Origin of the sequence: Sphingobacterium sp. B16(2022), assembly GCF_012030425.1 — a bacterium.
GTDB lineage: Bacteria > Bacteroidota > Bacteroidia > Sphingobacteriales > Sphingobacteriaceae > Sphingobacterium > Sphingobacterium anhuiense.
In genome coordinates this window covers 566,737-583,080 of the sequence record NZ_JAAUVN010000001.1, presented here as the reverse complement: position 1 = coordinate 583,080, position 16,344 = coordinate 566,737, and the positions used below count along the sequence as shown (strand labels likewise).

11 protein-coding genes are annotated in these 16,344 nt (G+C 36.6%); 8 read left to right on the top strand and 3 right to left on the bottom strand.

Annotation, left to right across the window (positions count from 1 at the left end):
• Window positions 1-63: 63 nt before the first annotated feature.
• The 4 genes from gyrA (at window position 64) to HCX49_RS02635 (ending at window position 6,261) form a co-directional block, all read left to right on the top strand.
• Window positions 64-2,646, top strand: coding sequence for a DNA gyrase subunit A (gene gyrA / locus HCX49_RS02650; protein WP_132771356.1), 2,583 nt, complete (start codon window positions 64-66; stop codon window positions 2,644-2,646).
• On the top strand, window positions 2,588-3,751 hold the full coding sequence (locus HCX49_RS02645; protein WP_232789218.1) for a tetratricopeptide repeat protein: 1,164 nt from the start codon (window positions 2,588-2,590) through the stop codon (window positions 3,749-3,751). Before gyrA ends, HCX49_RS02645 begins: the two co-directional genes overlap by 59 nt.
• A 2-nt stretch (window positions 3,752-3,753) precedes the next feature.
• Window positions 3,754-4,923 carry a tetratricopeptide repeat protein gene (locus HCX49_RS02640; RefSeq protein ID WP_132771355.1) on the top strand — a complete coding sequence of 390 codons (1,170 nt, stop codon included), beginning with the start codon at window positions 3,754-3,756 and terminating at the stop codon, window positions 4,921-4,923.
• 264 nt (window positions 4,924-5,187) lie between these two features.
• Window positions 5,188-6,261: a fatty acid desaturase family protein gene (locus HCX49_RS02635; protein WP_132771354.1), complete on the top strand. Its 1,074-nt coding sequence runs from the start codon at window positions 5,188-5,190 to the stop codon at window positions 6,259-6,261.
• Window positions 6,262-6,691: 430 nt separating this feature from the next.
• On the opposite strand, the gene HCX49_RS02630 is transcribed toward HCX49_RS02635, so the two are convergent.
• Both HCX49_RS02630 and HCX49_RS02625 read right to left on the bottom strand, forming a co-directional pair.
• Window positions 6,692-9,259 carry a TonB-dependent receptor gene (locus tag HCX49_RS02630; RefSeq protein ID WP_168126029.1) on the bottom strand — a complete coding sequence of 856 codons (2,568 nt, stop codon included), beginning with the start codon at window positions 9,257-9,259 and terminating at the stop codon, window positions 6,692-6,694.
• Between the two features lie 472 nt (window positions 9,260-9,731).
• Window positions 9,732-11,198 carry an aminoacyl-histidine dipeptidase gene (locus HCX49_RS02625; RefSeq protein WP_206368174.1) on the bottom strand — a complete coding sequence of 489 codons (1,467 nt, stop codon included), beginning with the start codon at window positions 11,196-11,198 and terminating at the stop codon, window positions 9,732-9,734.
• Window positions 11,199-11,250: 52 nt separating this feature from the next.
• On the opposite strand from HCX49_RS02625, the gene HCX49_RS02620 reads away from it, so the two are divergent.
• The 3 genes from HCX49_RS02620 to HCX49_RS02610 all read left to right on the top strand — a co-directional run bounded on the left by HCX49_RS02620 (window position 11,251) and on the right by HCX49_RS02610 (window position 14,333).
• Window positions 11,251-11,838 (top strand): sugar O-acetyltransferase, encoded by a 588-nt coding sequence (locus tag HCX49_RS02620; protein WP_132771351.1) that lies wholly within the window; start codon window positions 11,251-11,253, stop codon window positions 11,836-11,838.
• Between the two features lie 106 nt (window positions 11,839-11,944).
• Window positions 11,945-13,492 carry a DUF3943 domain-containing protein gene (locus HCX49_RS02615; protein WP_132771350.1) on the top strand — a complete coding sequence of 516 codons (1,548 nt, stop codon included), beginning with the start codon at window positions 11,945-11,947 and terminating at the stop codon, window positions 13,490-13,492.
• Window positions 13,493-13,505: 13 nt separating this feature from the next.
• Window positions 13,506-14,333 carry a DUF4846 domain-containing protein gene (locus HCX49_RS02610; RefSeq protein WP_132771349.1) on the top strand — a complete coding sequence of 276 codons (828 nt, stop codon included), beginning with the start codon at window positions 13,506-13,508 and terminating at the stop codon, window positions 14,331-14,333.
• Between the two features lie 65 nt (window positions 14,334-14,398).
• On the opposite strand, the gene HCX49_RS02605 is transcribed toward HCX49_RS02610, so the two are convergent.
• Complete coding sequence (locus tag HCX49_RS02605; RefSeq protein ID WP_165905942.1) at window positions 14,399-14,845, bottom strand: GNAT family N-acetyltransferase; 447 nt, start codon at window positions 14,843-14,845, stop codon at window positions 14,399-14,401.
• A gap of 242 nt (window positions 14,846-15,087) precedes the next feature.
• On the opposite strand from HCX49_RS02605, the gene HCX49_RS02600 reads away from it, so the two are divergent.
• Entirely contained in the window at window positions 15,088-16,344 is a 1,257-nt protein-coding gene (locus HCX49_RS02600; protein ID WP_132771347.1) for a putative DNA modification/repair radical SAM protein, read from the top strand.

Below are 16,344 nucleotides of genomic sequence, written 5' to 3'. Positions count from 1 at the left end.
TTCGCATGCGTAGCAATCCGTGTAAACGGGATTGTTTAATAGTTTTATCGAAACCAAATTAATATGGCTGAAGAAACAGAAAATGATAATAATTTAGTACCTGCAAACGATCGAATTCTTTCGGTAAGTATCGAGGATCAAATGAAAACTGCCTACATTGATTATTCAATGACAGTTATTGTTTCTCGTGCATTACCAGATGCTAGAGATGGTATGAAGCCTGTACACCGTCGTGTTCTTTACGGTATGTTGGATTTAGGTGTTACAAGCAGTAAGCCTTACAAAAAATCTGCCCGTATTGTTGGTGACGTATTAGGAAAGTACCATCCACATGGTGATACTTCCGTATACGATGCAATGGTACGTCTAGCACAAGACTGGAACATGCGCTACCCTTTAGTGGATGGTCAAGGTAACTACGGTTCTGTCGATGGAGACCCTCCTGCGGCAATGCGTTATACGGAAGCAAGATTGAAAAAAATTGCGGAAGAAATTTTATCGGACATCAATAAAGATACAGTAGACTATCAATTGAACTTTGATGACTCTTTGGAAGAACCAACAGTATTACCAACACGTATTCCCAATCTATTGGTAAATGGTGCTTCAGGTATTGCAGTCGGTATGGCAACCAATATGGCGCCACACAACTTAACAGAAGTTATCAACGGTACAGTTGCATATATTGACAACCGTGATATCGATGTACCCGAATTGATGCAATATATCAAAGGCCCCGATTTTCCTACAGGAGGTTTGATATATGGTTACTCGGGTGTTCAGGATGCAGAGAACACTGGCCGTGGTCGTGTCGTGATGCGTGCTAAAACAGAAATTGAAGTATCAAAATCAGGTAAAGAGTCTATTATAGTTACAGAAATTCCTTATCAGATCAATAAAGCGAATATGATTGAACGTACCGCTGAATTGGTTAATGAAAAAAAATTAGAAGGAATTTCAGCAATTCGCGATGAGTCAGATCGTACGGGTTTACGTATTGTATACGATATTAAACGCGATGCTAACGCAAATGTCGTTCTAAACAACCTATTCAAGTACACAGCATTACAAACCTCATTTTCAGTAAACAATATTGCTCTTGTAAAAGGTAGACCAGTATTGATGAACCTGAAAGATATGATTCAGGTATTCGTGGATCACCGTCATGATGTTGTCACGCGTCGTACACGTTTTGAATTGGCTGAGGCTGAAAAAAGAGCACATATTTTAGAAGGATATTTAATCGCGCTTGATCATTTAGATGAAGTGATCAAGTTGATCCGTGCCTCTTCAACTCCTGAAGATGCCCGCGTAGGATTAATGGAAAGATTCGGTCTATCAGATCTTCAAGCACGCGCAATTTTGGATATGACGCTTCGTCGTCTAACCGGACTGGAGCACGATAAGATTAAAGAAGAATATGCTGAGCTAATGAAAACGATCGATTACTTAAAATCTGTATTAGCAGATGAAGGTCTTCGCATGCAGATCATTAAAGAAGAACTGATCGAAATCAGAGAGAAATATGGTGACGAGAGAAGATCTATAATCGTCCATTCAGCAGAAGACATGCGTATGGAAGATTTCATCGATGATGAAGAAATCGTGATCACAATATCTCATAATAGCTATGTAAAACGTACTCCTCTAACTGAGTATAAACGTCAAGGACGCGGTGGACGTGGATCTATTGGTTCGACCACACGTGAAGAAGACTTTACAGAACATATTATTACTGCTTCGGCACATAATTATATGTTGCTATTTACAGAATCTGGTCGTTGTTTCTGGTTACGAGCATTTGAAGTTCCTGAAGGAAGTAGAACTTCTAAAGGTCGAGCGTTGCAGAATATCATCAATATTCCGAAAGACGAAAAAATTAAAGCATACATTTTAGTGAAGAACTTAAAAGACCAGGAATACCTGGAAAATAACTTCATCATTATGTGTACTAAAAAAGGTACAATTAAGAAAACGTCATTAGAAGCTTATTCACGTCCTCGTGCAAATGGTATCAATGCCATCAACATTAATGAGGGAGATCAGCTGTTAGAAGCTTGCTTAACAAGCGGAACAAGTGAAATTGTAATGGCATTACGTTCTGGACGTGCTATTCGTTTCAACGAGTCTACTGTTAGACCAATGGGTAGAACAGCAACTGGTGTTCGTGGTATTACTTTAGGTAGTGAGAGCGATGAGGTTATTGGTATGATTAGTGTAGATGATCCAGAGACTACGGTGCTTGTTGTATCTGAAAAAGGATACGGTAAACGAACAGATATCGAAGATTACCGAGTTACAAACCGTGGTGGTAAAGGTGTAAAAACAATTAGCGTCACTGAGAAAACAGGTAAATTAGTTGCTGTAAAAGGTGTTAACGATACTGAAGATTTAATGATCATCAATAAGTCAGGTATTGTCATTCGTATTTCAGTAGAAGGATTAAGAGTAATGGGGCGTGCAACGCAAGGTGTCCGTTTAATTAATCTGAAAGGTGAAGATGAAATTGCATCAATTACTAAAGTAGATAGAGAGGAAGAAGTGGAAGAAACGGAAGAAGAAATTCTTTCAGGTGAAGAAGTAGAAGATGCGTCAGAAAGCACTGAAACCGATCAAGACGATAAATCTGAATCTAACGAAGAATAAAAAAAGAATGAGAGCATTATTGACATCATTAATACTGTCAGCTACAAGTTTAACTGTTGTTGCCCAATCCAATATCAAGGAGGGCAACAACAGTTTTGCGCTTTATACACAAACTGGAGATATTAAAAATTTGGAGAACGCACGCAAATTTAGTGATGCAGCTTTCAAAACCCGTAAAGATTCTTCTTCAGTTCGTAATAATGTTTTGAGAGGACTTGTTTACAGTTCTTTAGCAGTTGTAGATTCCACCCGGAAACAAAAGTATACCATAGACCCTATTGATGAAAGTTTAAATACCTTAAAACTCATTGATAAGAAAAAAGCATATCGCAATTTCCCTGTAGAAGTTGATTATATCAAGCAAAATTTAGCAACTGCATTAATCTATAAATCAAATGTTGAGTTAAAAAATAACAAGTTTGAAGAAGCGTACAAAGGATTTCTGAAAGTAGACTCCCTTGGTTTCAAAAATGCCGATTTAAAATTTAATTTAGCAACTTTAGCTGTAAGCAGTAAACGATATCCTGACGCGATTAAATATTACAAAGAGTTAATCAAGCAGGATTCAAAAAAACCGCAATATTATCTAGAGCTCGCAGCTGTATATGAGAAAATCGGAACAAAACAAGATGAACTTAATACACTATCTGCAGGCCGATTAGAGTTTCCTCAGAACAAAGATATCCTCTTCAAGCTGATCGATATCTATGCTAAAAATGAATCTTATGACGCCATCTTAACGATAATTGATGAAGCGATCAAATTAGAGCCTGAAAATGTTGAATTAAATTACTTGGCGGGTTATGCATACGAAGACGCGAAAGATATTCGAAATGCAAAACAATATTATAATAAAGTTCTGCGTTTAGATGCTAATAACTACCCATCAAATTTAGCTTTAGGCCTTATTTATTTAAAGGATTTTCTTAAATCTAAATCTGACGAAGACAAACAATATGCGCAAGCTTATCTTTTGAAAGCAAATGAAATTAAACCATATGATGTGAATGCACTTAAAGCACTGTCTACTTATTACAATGCAATAGAAGATTATGTGCAGTTAGATCGTGTGAATATATTATTAAATCAATTAACAGTTAATTAGAGATGAACATTAAATCATTATTATTATTGGCAGCTGTTGCATCAGCAAGTACATCTGTTTATGCACAAAAAAATAATGTTAATAAGGCAAAAACAAGTATAGCAAAATTCGAAGAGCTAAAAGGTGCAGGTACGCCACAATTGGCACTGCCAAATTTGAAAACTGCACAAGAAGCTATTGATTTAGCTGTTGTTCATGAGAAAACAAAAGATAATGCAGAGGCATGGACAATCTATTCATTGGTTTATGCAAACTTAGCTAATTTAGATAAGTCTGCTGATGAGGCTAAAAAAGCTGAAGATGCAATTGTTAAAGCTAAAGAATTGGATAAAGATGGCGCAAATAAGGATAATATTCGTGTCTCTGAACAAGTATTAGGTCAATTCAACTTCAATCTTGGTGCTGAAGAATATCAAGGTCAAAAATACAAGGAAGCATATGACTCTTTTGAAAAAGCATTAACATATTTGCCAGGTGATACAACATTAATCTATTATGGTGGTATTTCAGCTCTTCAAAGTAACGATTATGCCAAAGCAATTGCGAAATATAAAGAGCTTATTCCTTCAAAAGAATTTTCTTCACATAAACAAATTGTTGTAGACTTACCAAAGTTATATTTATCTGCTAAAGATACCGCTTCTGCATTGGATTATGCAGCAAAAGCAGTAGAAATGTATCCTGATGACAATGCAGCTGCGGTTCAAAATATTGAATTTAATTTGATTGCTGGTCGCGAAAAAGAAATTTTAGCGGGCATCACTGCGCAATTGGCAAAAGATCCAAATAACAAAAGCTTAAATTACTATTTAGGAATCGCTCATTCAGCAAATAAAAATGATGCTGCTGCAATTGAAGCATATAAAAAGGCTTTAGCAGTAGATCCTGATTATTTTGAAGCAAATACAAATATTGCAATCACAATGATGAATGGTGTACGTGAAAAATTAAATGTTTTAAACAACGATAGATCATTGAGCCAAGCAAAATACAACGAAGGAGTGGCTAAAATTAAGGAAGAAATTAAACCTGCTTTAGTTTATCTAACAAAAGCGGTACAATTACAACCTAAAAATATAGATGCTTTGACAAACTTGAAAAACTACTATGTTTTCATGCAAGATGAAGCTAAAACAACTGAAATTACAGCTCAAATTAACGCTTTAAACTAAGTTTACTTAATCTTTAATAAGAAGGGGATTGCATGTATTGCAATCCCCTTCTTGTTTTTCATAGAGATCCACAAAGAAAACATGTTTTGAATCGCCTCAGACCTTCTAAAAAGCTGGGGTTGGGCTATAATTAGTTTTTAAAAGCTTTAACTTAAATTAACATCATTAAAAAAAATATTTGTTATCTTTATAAAAATTATAATTTAAGCTCTGTATGTAAACCTAATTTTTACTATTATTTTTTAACAGAGTTAAACGATCTCAATGAAAACAACAATAAAATTTAATAATGTTAATACATTATTTTCTAAATCTTTAAAGGAAAGAATTAACGATTATTTCAAAACTAATAAAATCCAAAAAACAGGAGAAAAAAGAGTACTAACAAAAGCAATCATCCTGTTTGTAACCGCTATATCTTTCTACATCACATTAATTGTAATTCAACCACACTGGTTAATCAGTGTTGTTGTATTAATTTTACTTGGAATAAATTTTGCCGCAATCGGATTCAATGTGATGCACGATGCCGGACATGATACATTCTCTAATAGTAAGAGACTAAACAGTGCCCTATCCTACAGTCTTAACCTAATGGGTGGAAATATCTATTTCTGGAAATTGAAGCACAATATTGCACATCATACTTATACCAACATTGAAGGTGAAGATCATGATATTGATATCAAATTTATGCGTGTGCATAAAGACCAAGAATTAAAAAAGCATCACTCCTACCAGAAATATTATTTTATGGTTCTATATAGCATCTCCTACTTAGCTTGGATTTTCTATCAAGATTATGAGAAATATTTTCTTGAAGCCATGGGAAGCAAAAAGAAATCATTCGATTTCCCTTTACGTGAAAAAGTGATCTTTTGGGTAAGTAAAATTATTCACATCAGTATTTTCATCGTTATCCCAGTTTTAGTGGTAGGATGGTTACCAACATTAGTTGGGTTACTAATTTCAGGTATCGCTTGTGGTATCTGTTTAGCAACCGTATTCCAGCTTGCGCACGTCGTAACTGAAACAGAATTTGTTGCCATAGAAGAGACTGCAGACCCAACAAAAATGGAAAATGAGTGGATGATTCACCAATTGAGCTCTACAGCTAATTTTGCTACAAAAAACAAATTTCTAACTTGGATTCTAGGCGGTTTAAATTATCAGGTTGAACATCATTTATTCCCTAAGATAAGTCACATCCACTATCCCGCGATTAATAAATTGGTCAGAGAAACCTGTCTGGAGTTCAATGTTAAATATCTTGAATACAAAACATTCAATTCAGCATTCAAATCACATGTGAGTGTGATTCAGTCCATGTCAAGATAGATATAACATTAAAAAATATAGAAAGGCTAAGCAGTTGATGTTTAGCCTTTTTTTTGCTTCCTATAATAACATCAAGGAAATTACATTAATACATCCTTATTTTATACCACCGAAATCCCATTATGGCAATAGCATTACACCACTACTCCACAAACTTCACAATACCAATACAACAATTCCATCGCATTATCCCTATAATCTTACACATGCTTAAAGGTTTATCAATCATTACTAATTACACCAAAGAAATAAAGAATAGATTTCCAAAATTTCAGCTTGTAGGATAAGCACATTGATCAGGAGCCTTAAATAATGACAAAGTAAAGGGCAAGCAAGCATTGGTGGTAATGAAGCCGAAAAATAAAAAAGCCATTGCAATAAATTGCAACGGCTTTTAAGAAGTATAATTATGTTTTGTTTTTGTACTCGCTTAGAATGTGAATTTCACAGAAGCATTCCATGTACGTCCCCATCCCATTAACACTTTGTTAGATGTGTCAATACCTTTCCAGTATGTAGCATTCGCCTTCGACTCGACATTTGAAGTAGCTTCAGAGATATACAATTTGTCTAATACGTTGTTCATATTAACACGGAAACTGATCGCATTCTTATCGCTCAATACAACTTTGTAAGATACACCAGCATCTAACAGATCATAATTTGGCAATTTCATTGTAGGTCTATTAGCAGGTAATGAACTATACAGATCTTCATAACGTCTATAATCAGCATCTACAGAAAGACCTTTTAAGACTTTGTATTTAGCACCTAAACCCCAACTTGTCTGAGAAGCATCACCAACTTTTACACCTGTTAAATCTCTCGTTGTAGTTTCTAATACTTCACGATTTTCATTACGAACAATCGTTATAGCATCACCATCATATTCCCATTTACCTAAGGAAGCAAAACCTTTTAATTCAAAGCCACGGAATGGACGAGCTAATAACTCTAACTCCACACCTTGGTGATCTTGTTTTACACCATAGTTCGTGTTATAGATTAAACTTCCGACCTGTACTTTGTCAATACCATATTTGTCAACTTCTTTTTGAGCAGCTGTAAAAGAATTTCCTGTTGTACGGTCAGCCCATGTCGTGCGGTATGCATTTACGCTAACATCAAAATATTCAGAGGCAAATTTGTAACCAGCCTCTAAACCTAAAATTTTCTCATTAACAGCATATGGATTAACATCGTTCATGTAATTCATGAAGATATTGTTTTGGTATGGCTGGCGAGAATAATAACCCGCATTACCAAAGATGGTATGGTTACCTAATGTATAACTTGCACCGCCTTTTACATTGTAGCCTAAATTGTTCACATCTTTAGATTTACCTTCACCTAATTTATAAAGGAAATAATCTTGTCTACTGTTTTGCTGACCAGAAAGGGAACCTTGGAAGAAAGCTGTAAAACCATCTTTCGCAAACTCTAATTGTCCAAATAAACCAGCATATCTAATCATTTGTTCATAATCCCAACCTAAACGGTCCTGACCTGTTTTTGGTTTATCTCCAAAAGATTTCCAAGGACTAGTGCTGTAAGTATTAGAAGTAGTCATGATCCCGTAGTTCACATTTTTTTCATGGGAAATCGATTCTTGACCTAATTTATCCGTTACTTGAATATAGTGTTCACCTTTATAGTCACGTAAATCAAAACCAACATTAAAATTTAAATAATCATTCAACTTACGGTTATAGTTAGATACTACACCAAACCATTGGTGATTATTAACTTGAGATGCTAAAAATGGTGTTGGATTTACTTTTTCAGTACGTTTGGATTGACCGCCACCACTAGCAACAGAAGCATATACAACAGTAGATAACGACGATTTATCATCAATTGTCCAATCCCAGTTTAAGTTAGCAACCGGTTTATGATAGTAGTTTTTACGTACATTTCTTTCCACCCCATTAATCATCTCCACGTTTGCATTAAATTTTCTTCCATCTCTCAAGAAATTTGATAGTTCTGAAGTAAAACCTTGGTTATGCCATTGTGGAGCACCTGTAACCATTAAGTTTAAGTTGTGCTTCTCGTTTACTTTATATCCAACAGATAAGAAATAGTTTTGGCCAGCACCTTCAGTACCTTTCATGTAACCATTTCCTTGCCACCCAGTAACCATTGCAGATACTGCAAATCCACTTTTCATTAAACCGGTGTTGTAAGCAATCGTAGATTTTACAAACATATCGTTACCGATAGTTGTTTTAACAAAACCACCTTGTTGCATATCTGTAGATTTAGTCACAAAGTTAATCGTCCCCCCTACTGAAGAGATCGCTAATTTTGAAGAACCTAAACCACGTTGAATTTGTACTAAAGAAGCAATATCTGACAAACCACTCCAGTTAGACCAAAAAACACGACCATTGTCCATACCATTAATCGGTTGGCCATTTAATAAGAAAGCTGTGTTAGATTGATCAAAGCCACGTGTTGTCATGGAAGATTCACCAAAACCTTTTGATTGACCAGATACGTATACACCAGGTGTATTGACCATGGAAGCAGTGATATCCATTGCACCCACTTTTTCTTCGATGATTTGTTTCGAGATTGTAGAAACAGCAATCGGAGTTTTACGATCTTCCGCGATATCAATTAAACCACGACCTACAACAACAACTTCTCCTAAATTTGTTTCAGATGATTCTGCAAAAACAGGATCTAATTGTAGTGCTTCACCGGCTTTCAAGAAGACATTATCGTAAACAACTGGTTTTTGACCGATGTAGGTAACTTCAATTTTGTAAGGTCCGCCCTCTTGAAGATTTGCGATGTTAAAACGTCCATTCGAATCTGCCGATCCGCTGAAGGTGGCTCCGCTTGACTGATGCGTAATTTTAATAGTTGCACCTGTCGTTGTTTGTCCAGTAGATTGTTTTACAATCCCTGTAACACTGCTTGTTGTTGTTTGTGCATGGATAGTTCCATAACTCCCGACAGCAAGAGCAAAAAAAAGTAGAGACTTTTTCATGTAAGATGTGTTTGATATAGTTTTGATGCTGCAAAAGTAAAACTCCCATATCTATTTAACTAATTTTAACATGAAATGAATATGTTAAAACATCCTTTTTAGCACCTAAAATTTTGATAAAATAACACCAAACAAACAAATATATTTTAAAGTCATAAAAACACAAGGATATATTTTGAATATTTAATCACAAAAACTAGTCTAAATTACCACATTGGCAATTCTAGTAAGAATAAAACTTTGTCCTTTTTGAATAAATGAAAGGCAGGCCTTCTTAAACTATATTTTACAGCAGTAGCATGGGAATGCCAAACATGAAGATCAAGGTTATTTTAAATAAAAGAGGTGATGCCCCCTTAATTAAAATCGATCTAAAGTAAATATATACAAACTTTATTAAAATAGCAATAGAGAAAACAAAAAAAAGGCTTAAAATTAAATTTAAGCCTTTTCTTATTTTTGATACAATATCCTATTTTTTAGGAATTTCTTTTAAAATTTGTTTCACAAATTCCCAATATTTCTGAACAGAAGATATAGATACCCGCTCTGCCGGAGAGTGTGCACCCAAAATAGTTGGTCCAAAGGAAATCATATCCATTTCAGGATAATTCGTTCCCAAAATTCCACATTCCAGTCCAGCATGGCACGCAACCACCTTTGGCTCCTCTTCATGCTGTTCAATATAAATACGTTTCAAAACCTCTAAAATTTCAGAATCAGCATTTGGTGTCCATCCAGGGTAAGATCCTGAAAATACAACATCAAATCCAGCTATTGAAAAACCAGCTTCCAAAGATTGGGCTAAATCTATTTTAGAACTTTCAACAGATGATCGTGTCAAGCATTTAATACTCATTTTTCCATCGCCAACACTCACTTTGGCAATATTATTAGAAGTTTCCACAAGATCTTCAAAGTCTGCGCTCACACGGTAAACACCATTATGTGCCGCATAGATTGCATTGATCAACAACTCCTGATCTTGAGCAGAAAGAACAGCAGCAGGAACAGTAGTTAATTTTTCAATTGATATTGTCAATCCACCATCTACTGTTTTAAACTCAGTTTTAATAGCTTCAATAAGAGGAGCTAAATCTGACGCAAAATTATCCTCATGTTCAGAAGAAACAATTACCGTTGCAGTAGACTCACGCGGAATTGCATTTCGTAGACTTCCACCATTTAGAGTTGCAAGCTGTAAACCAAACTCATCATAAGATTTATACAAAAGGCGGTTCATGATTTTATTCGCATTCCCCAAACCTTTATGAATTTCAATTCCTGAATGACCGCCATTAAGGCCCTTGACAACAATTTCAAAAGCAACAGCTCCAGAAGGACTAGCCTCCTCTTGATAAGACTTAGTAGCTGTTACATCAATTCCACCTGCACACCCGATATCAAGTTCATCATCCTCCTCCGTATCCAGGTTTAATAAAATATCTCCAGTCAATACACCACCTTGCAACCCCATTGCTCCAGTCATACCCGTTTCTTCATCAATCGTAAACAAGGCTTCGATTGCAGGATGCTCCAGTTCTTGGGAAGCTAAAATGGTCATAATTGTAGCAACGCCAATTCCATTATCTGCACCTAAAGTCGTGCCTTTTGCCTTTACCCAATCACCATCCACAAACATATCGATACCCTGCGTATCAAAATCAAAAATAGTATCGTTATTTTTTTGATGAACCATATCCAAGTGGGATTGCAGGACGACCGTTTTACGGTCTTCCATACCAACAGTTGCCGCTTTTTTAATCAGGACATTGCCAACATGATCTTCAGTAACCTCAAGACCCAAGCTTTTACCAAAATCTATCATAAATGCGATAACACGTTCTTCTTTCTTCGAAGCACGTGGAACTGCATTCAATGCAGAAAAATTCGCCCATAGCTCTTGAGGAGCTAAGGCATCTAAATTATTATTTGCCATAATTTTTTCTATTTCAACAACAAAGTTAGTTTTTTTGAAGTAATTTCGGCCCATGGACAATAAGAATCTAACGAATCAATATTATCGTGAATCTGGAAAAGAGCTTTTCGAGAAACGACTCCATGCAAAAATGCAGTTAAAGAAATTTAATGATGCCGAACCAAAATCTTTTAAAGAAAGACAGATCATCATTAAAAATCTACTTAACACGAAATCCAACCGTTTTTTTATTGAACCTCCTTTTTATTGCGACTATGGTTTCAACATTTCTATAGACGACAATTTTTTCGCCAATTATAACTGCACTCTGCTAGATGCTGCTCCGATTACAATTGGTAAAAATGTCTTATTCGGTCCTAATGTTTCATTATTTACGTCCACTCATGCGATCCATCCTGAAGACCGCGCAAAAGGATGGCAATGTTCTAAACCGATCAACATAGCAGACAATGTCTGGTTAGGAGGCAATGTTATTGTTAATCCTGGCATAGAGATCGGTGAAAACAGTATTGTTGGTTCCGGCTCCGTGGTCACCAAAAACATACCGGCCAATGTCATCGCCGCAGGAAACCCATGTCAGATCATTCGGCCAATTACGGAAGCAGACAGACTGGATCTGACAAAAGCAGGCTCAGAATAATCAAACTTAAGTCAAGATTGATTGCGTAACAGTAATATTTTTCCGATTAAGTTTAAAACTATTTAAGTTTATTACTTGTTTAAGAAATTAAGCCTGAAGTATAGATATGATTACAACAACGAAGCGCGCTTCTCTTTCCTTTTTTATCTTGCCCCTCCTATTATTGGTTATCACTATTGCACGACCTCTTTATGCACAAGAATATATACAGGAATATCGAGATACCGTAAACAAATTTAAACCTTTAAATGAAAAATATAACACCGATACGGTCATCAGCAACACTCAGGTCACTCCTTATTCAAATAACTCTGTAAAGCAAAGTTATGTAAATAAGAGCTATCAGATTCCAAATTACCAGGATACCATCAATCACAACCCTCGGAAACACTTTGCAAGAGCGGCGACCGAATGGTTCATGTTTCAGGCATTACCAGCTTCTTTCAACTACTTCATCAGAAAAGATCCCTACTCGCACATCACATTAAACAACTGGTTCAAACATCTTAAACCAAGTGCATGGGCATGGGACGACAATGCATTTGCTACAAATCAAATTGCCCACCCTTATCACGGTCAACTGTATTTTAATGCATTCAGATCCAACAACTATAGCTTTCTTCAATCCTCCCTTGCCACTTTAGCAGGAAGCTTTATCTGGGAAACTGCAGGAGAGACACAGGCCCCTTCAATCAATGATTTAGTAAACACAACCTATGGCGGCATTATATTGGGGGAAATCACACACCGTATTTCACAAAATGTACTGTCCAGACCGACCAGTTCCTTAGCCGAGCGGCAAGGAAAAGAAGTATTAGCTTTTTTCATTAATCCAGTCAACGGGCTAAATCGTTTATTGGATGGCCGTTGGGGAAGAGTCGTAAAAGGAGCTGTTATTGATTCTTCTAAAGTCAAAGCCGAGGTCGATTTTGGTTTCCGCCGTTTTGACACAAAAGACCTAGACATTATCACAAAAGGAAAAACAGATTATTTTGTTCGGTTAAGCTTGATCTATACCAATGACAACATTGAAAACAAAAAACCGTTTGATGATTTCTATGTCAATCTGGAGGTTGGCGGAGACGACAGCTCATTTGTCAACACCGTAAACGTATATGCGTCACTCTACGGAAAACGCATTATCAAAAATCTTCCGGGTAGACATCTCGGCGTACTCTCTGCAAATTATGACTTCTATCATAATGAAGCCTTCTTCTACGGAGCACAAAGTATGAATTACAACGTCATATCAAACTTTAGTTTAGGAGGCAAGAATCGCTTAACAACAACTATAGGTGGTGGTCCTGTCATACTGGCCGCAGTTCCTGATCCCTACCTCCTCTTTGGAGAAAGCCGTAATTACAATTACGGACCAGGTGTCGATGTCCGCGGTTCAGGAGAAATCAGTGTGCTGAACAGATTTAAATTCGGAGCACAATACCATGGTGGTTATTTTGTTACCTTAAGTGGCAATGAATCCCATTATTTTTTACATACAGCATCGATTAGTGGCAGTCTACGTCTATTGAAAAACTTCTCTTTAAACATGAATTCTGGTTATTTTAGATTAGAAGGTAATTTCAAAGACTATCCTGATATCAACAAAAGCTACCCATTTGCACGTTTCTCATTGGGATACAATGTTTTATTTTAACAAAAAAAAACACATGAAGATCTTATACCTCATTTATGTCCCCTTTGTCCTCATCAGCTGTACAGCATCATCCAATCAAAATAAATCTCAGGATAAGCCCAAACAGTTGCATGTGGTTGATGGTTATAATCAAAAATTGATAGATCCCCAGGGTAAAACCATTAAAGACAGATTCACCCCCCCGGTTGGCTACGAAAGAGAAAACTACAAAAAAAATGAATTTGGTTATTTCTTACAGCAACTCCCTCTCAAACCTATTGAGTCACTTGTGACTTATTATAATGGAAGAACAAAAGATAGAAGAGACATCTACGCAAGTGTAATCGATCTGCCCATAGGAAAAAGAGACCTACATCAATGTGCAGATGCTGTCATGCGGTTGCGAGCTGACTATTTATACCAAAATAAGAAATACAAAGATATTCATTTCAATTTTCTGTCCGATGGTAAACCTCGTTATTATGAACAATTTGCCTCTGGAGATTACACCTATCCCAAATACTGGAAATACCTAGAGAATATTTTTGCTTATGCCAATACAAGCTCCCTCCACGATGAACTGACAACTGTCAAATCCATGGATGATGTCCAAATAGGTGATACCTTTGTCCAAAAAGGAAATCCGATTGGACATGCTATTATTATTGTCGATATAGCCGTAAACCCTAAAAATGGTCAGAAACTGGTTTTAATGGCTCAAAGTTATATGCCTGCACAGGAATTGCAGATTATCAATAATCCCGTTAACAAATCTTTAAGCCCTTGGTACGTCTTGTCTGGCGATGTAATCAGAACACCTGAATGGAAATTCTACCCCCAAAACTTAAAAACTTGGAATTAGCACATCGTTACGTTCGCGGCAAATAGCGCTTTAGATGCGATACGACTTCACTCAACCGAATCACTTTATATATCAGTTTGATGTCTGCTCTGATTAAATAAACCGATTTCCATGCGAACATATTCAAGTTCTTTCTTGAAAAAGTGCTCTCCCTTAATATGCATTCCTAGTTTTTCATAGAAAGGAACAGCTGCTATCCGTGCATCACAAAAAAGCGAAACACCATTCCATAACCGACAAAAGTCAACAACAGATTTGAATAGTGCAGTACCTATACCATTTCCCTGAAAATGAGGAAGAACCGCAAATTTTCGAAACTGATAGTGCCCCTCTTCTATCTTAAACACAGAGATTACCCCTATCAGCTCCCCTGCTATGGTCGCCGCAAAGTGCGTCCCGTCAAAATCCGCATCAATCATCACATCCTTTAACGAGCCTTCCGGATACAGTACCTGCTGACGTAATTTCCAGGTCCTCGTTGCAATAACCTGTTCAATATATAAGCTATCCATTTCCATACTATTCTTACTGAAGAATTTAATTCCAAAACTTCGTACATGCACATCCCCTTAAAAATTCAGATACAAGGTAGGAAATTTAAAAACACCTTAAAAATATTGATCGCATCGTAAGCTACAAAATCCGAGTAACCTCCTTTATTTCTGATATCATAAATAAAATAATTTGCTATAAATTATCGCAATTGACATAGATAACTAATAATATTAGTATATTTACTAAAATTAACAGCGTTATGTCAGATCGTATAGTTCAAAAACTTAATATTTTAGCCGATGCCGCCAAATACGACGTAAGTTGCAGTTCGAGCGGAAGTAATCGAGCTAATAAAAATAAAGGAATCGGAAATGCCAATCAAGGCGGCATCTGTCATTCTTATACCGAAGATGGACGTTGTGTTTCCTTGTTGAAGATCTTGTTAACCAATCATTGCATTTATGATTGTGCTTACTGCGTATCACGAAAGAGCAATGATATCGAACGGGCGGCATTCACCGTACAGGAAGTCGTCGATCTGACGATCAACTTTTATCGGAGGAACTACATAGAAGGACTATTTTTAAGCTCAGGTATATTTAAAAATGCCGATTATACGATGGAAAGATTAGTGTCCATCGCTAAAAAATTACGTTTGGAACATAAATTCAATGGCTATATCCACCTAAAAACCATTCCTGGAGCAAGCGATGAGCTCGTCCATGAAGCTGGATTGTATGCCGACCGTTTGAGTATCAATCTCGAGATACCTACAAAAGAAGGACTCAAACTTTTAGCGCCCGATAAAAGCCGGGAAGATATGATCATTCCTATGCGCTATCTAAAAAATGAAATTATCAGAACAAATGAGGAAAGAAAGATCATCAAATCTACACCGACATTCGCTCCAGCAGGACAAAGTACACAAATGATTATTGGCGCTTCCGGCGAATCAGATAAACATATCATCCAAACAGCACAGCATTTTTATAAAAATTATCATTTAAAACGTGTCTACTATTCCGGCTACGTACCCATCTCCTACGACAAGCGCTTGCCCGAAATTGGCACTGCAGTTCCTATGGTACGCGAAAACAGACTGTATCAGTCCGATTGGCTCATGCGGTTCTACGGCTTCAGGGCAGACGAGATTGTCAATGACAACCATCCCTTGCTAGATCTCGATATCGATCCAAAACTCAGCTGGGCATTACGCAATCAACATGCCTTCCCTGTCGATATCAATAAAGCAGATTATCATTTTATTTTGCGGGTACCAGGTATTGGTGTACAGTCTGCTAAAAAGATCATTCTGGCTCGACGCTTCGGTCCATTACGCCTCGAAAACCTGCAAAAGCTAGGAGTAGCCACCAATCGGGCAAAGTATTTTATTACTTGTCTCGGTTTTCAACAACTCTATGCGGACAAGCCCGGATCCCATATCAAACAATATATTCTGGCACAATCCAGCAGTAAGTACATTAAAAACGACAGTCAACAATTAACCCTTTTCTAA

Coding starts and splice junctions, on each gene's coding strand:
- HCX49_RS02640 (WP_132771355.1), top strand. CDS start 3,754: ATGAACATTAAATCATTATTATTATTGGCAGCTGTTGCATCAGCAAGT.
- HCX49_RS02625 (WP_206368174.1), bottom strand. CDS start 11,198: ATGGCAAATAATAATTTAGATGCCTTAGCTCCTCAAGAGCTATGGGCG.
- HCX49_RS02645 (WP_232789218.1), top strand. CDS start 2,588: ATGCGTCAGAAAGCACTGAAACCGATCAAGACGATAAATCTGAATCTA.
- HCX49_RS02630 (WP_168126029.1), bottom strand. CDS start 9,259: ATGAAAAAGTCTCTACTTTTTTTTGCTCTTGCTGTCGGGAGTTATGGA.
- HCX49_RS02635 (WP_132771354.1), top strand. CDS start 5,188: ATGAAAACAACAATAAAATTTAATAATGTTAATACATTATTTTCTAAA.
- HCX49_RS02600 (WP_132771347.1), top strand. CDS start 15,088: ATGTCAGATCGTATAGTTCAAAAACTTAATATTTTAGCCGATGCCGCC.
- HCX49_RS02605 (WP_165905942.1), bottom strand. CDS start 14,845: ATGGATAGCTTATATATTGAACAGGTTATTGCAACGAGGACCTGGAAA.
- gyrA (WP_132771356.1), top strand. CDS start 64: ATGGCTGAAGAAACAGAAAATGATAATAATTTAGTACCTGCAAACGAT.
- HCX49_RS02615 (WP_132771350.1), top strand. CDS start 11,945: ATGATTACAACAACGAAGCGCGCTTCTCTTTCCTTTTTTATCTTGCCC.
- HCX49_RS02610 (WP_132771349.1), top strand. CDS start 13,506: ATGAAGATCTTATACCTCATTTATGTCCCCTTTGTCCTCATCAGCTGT.
- HCX49_RS02620 (WP_132771351.1), top strand. CDS start 11,251: ATGGACAATAAGAATCTAACGAATCAATATTATCGTGAATCTGGAAAA.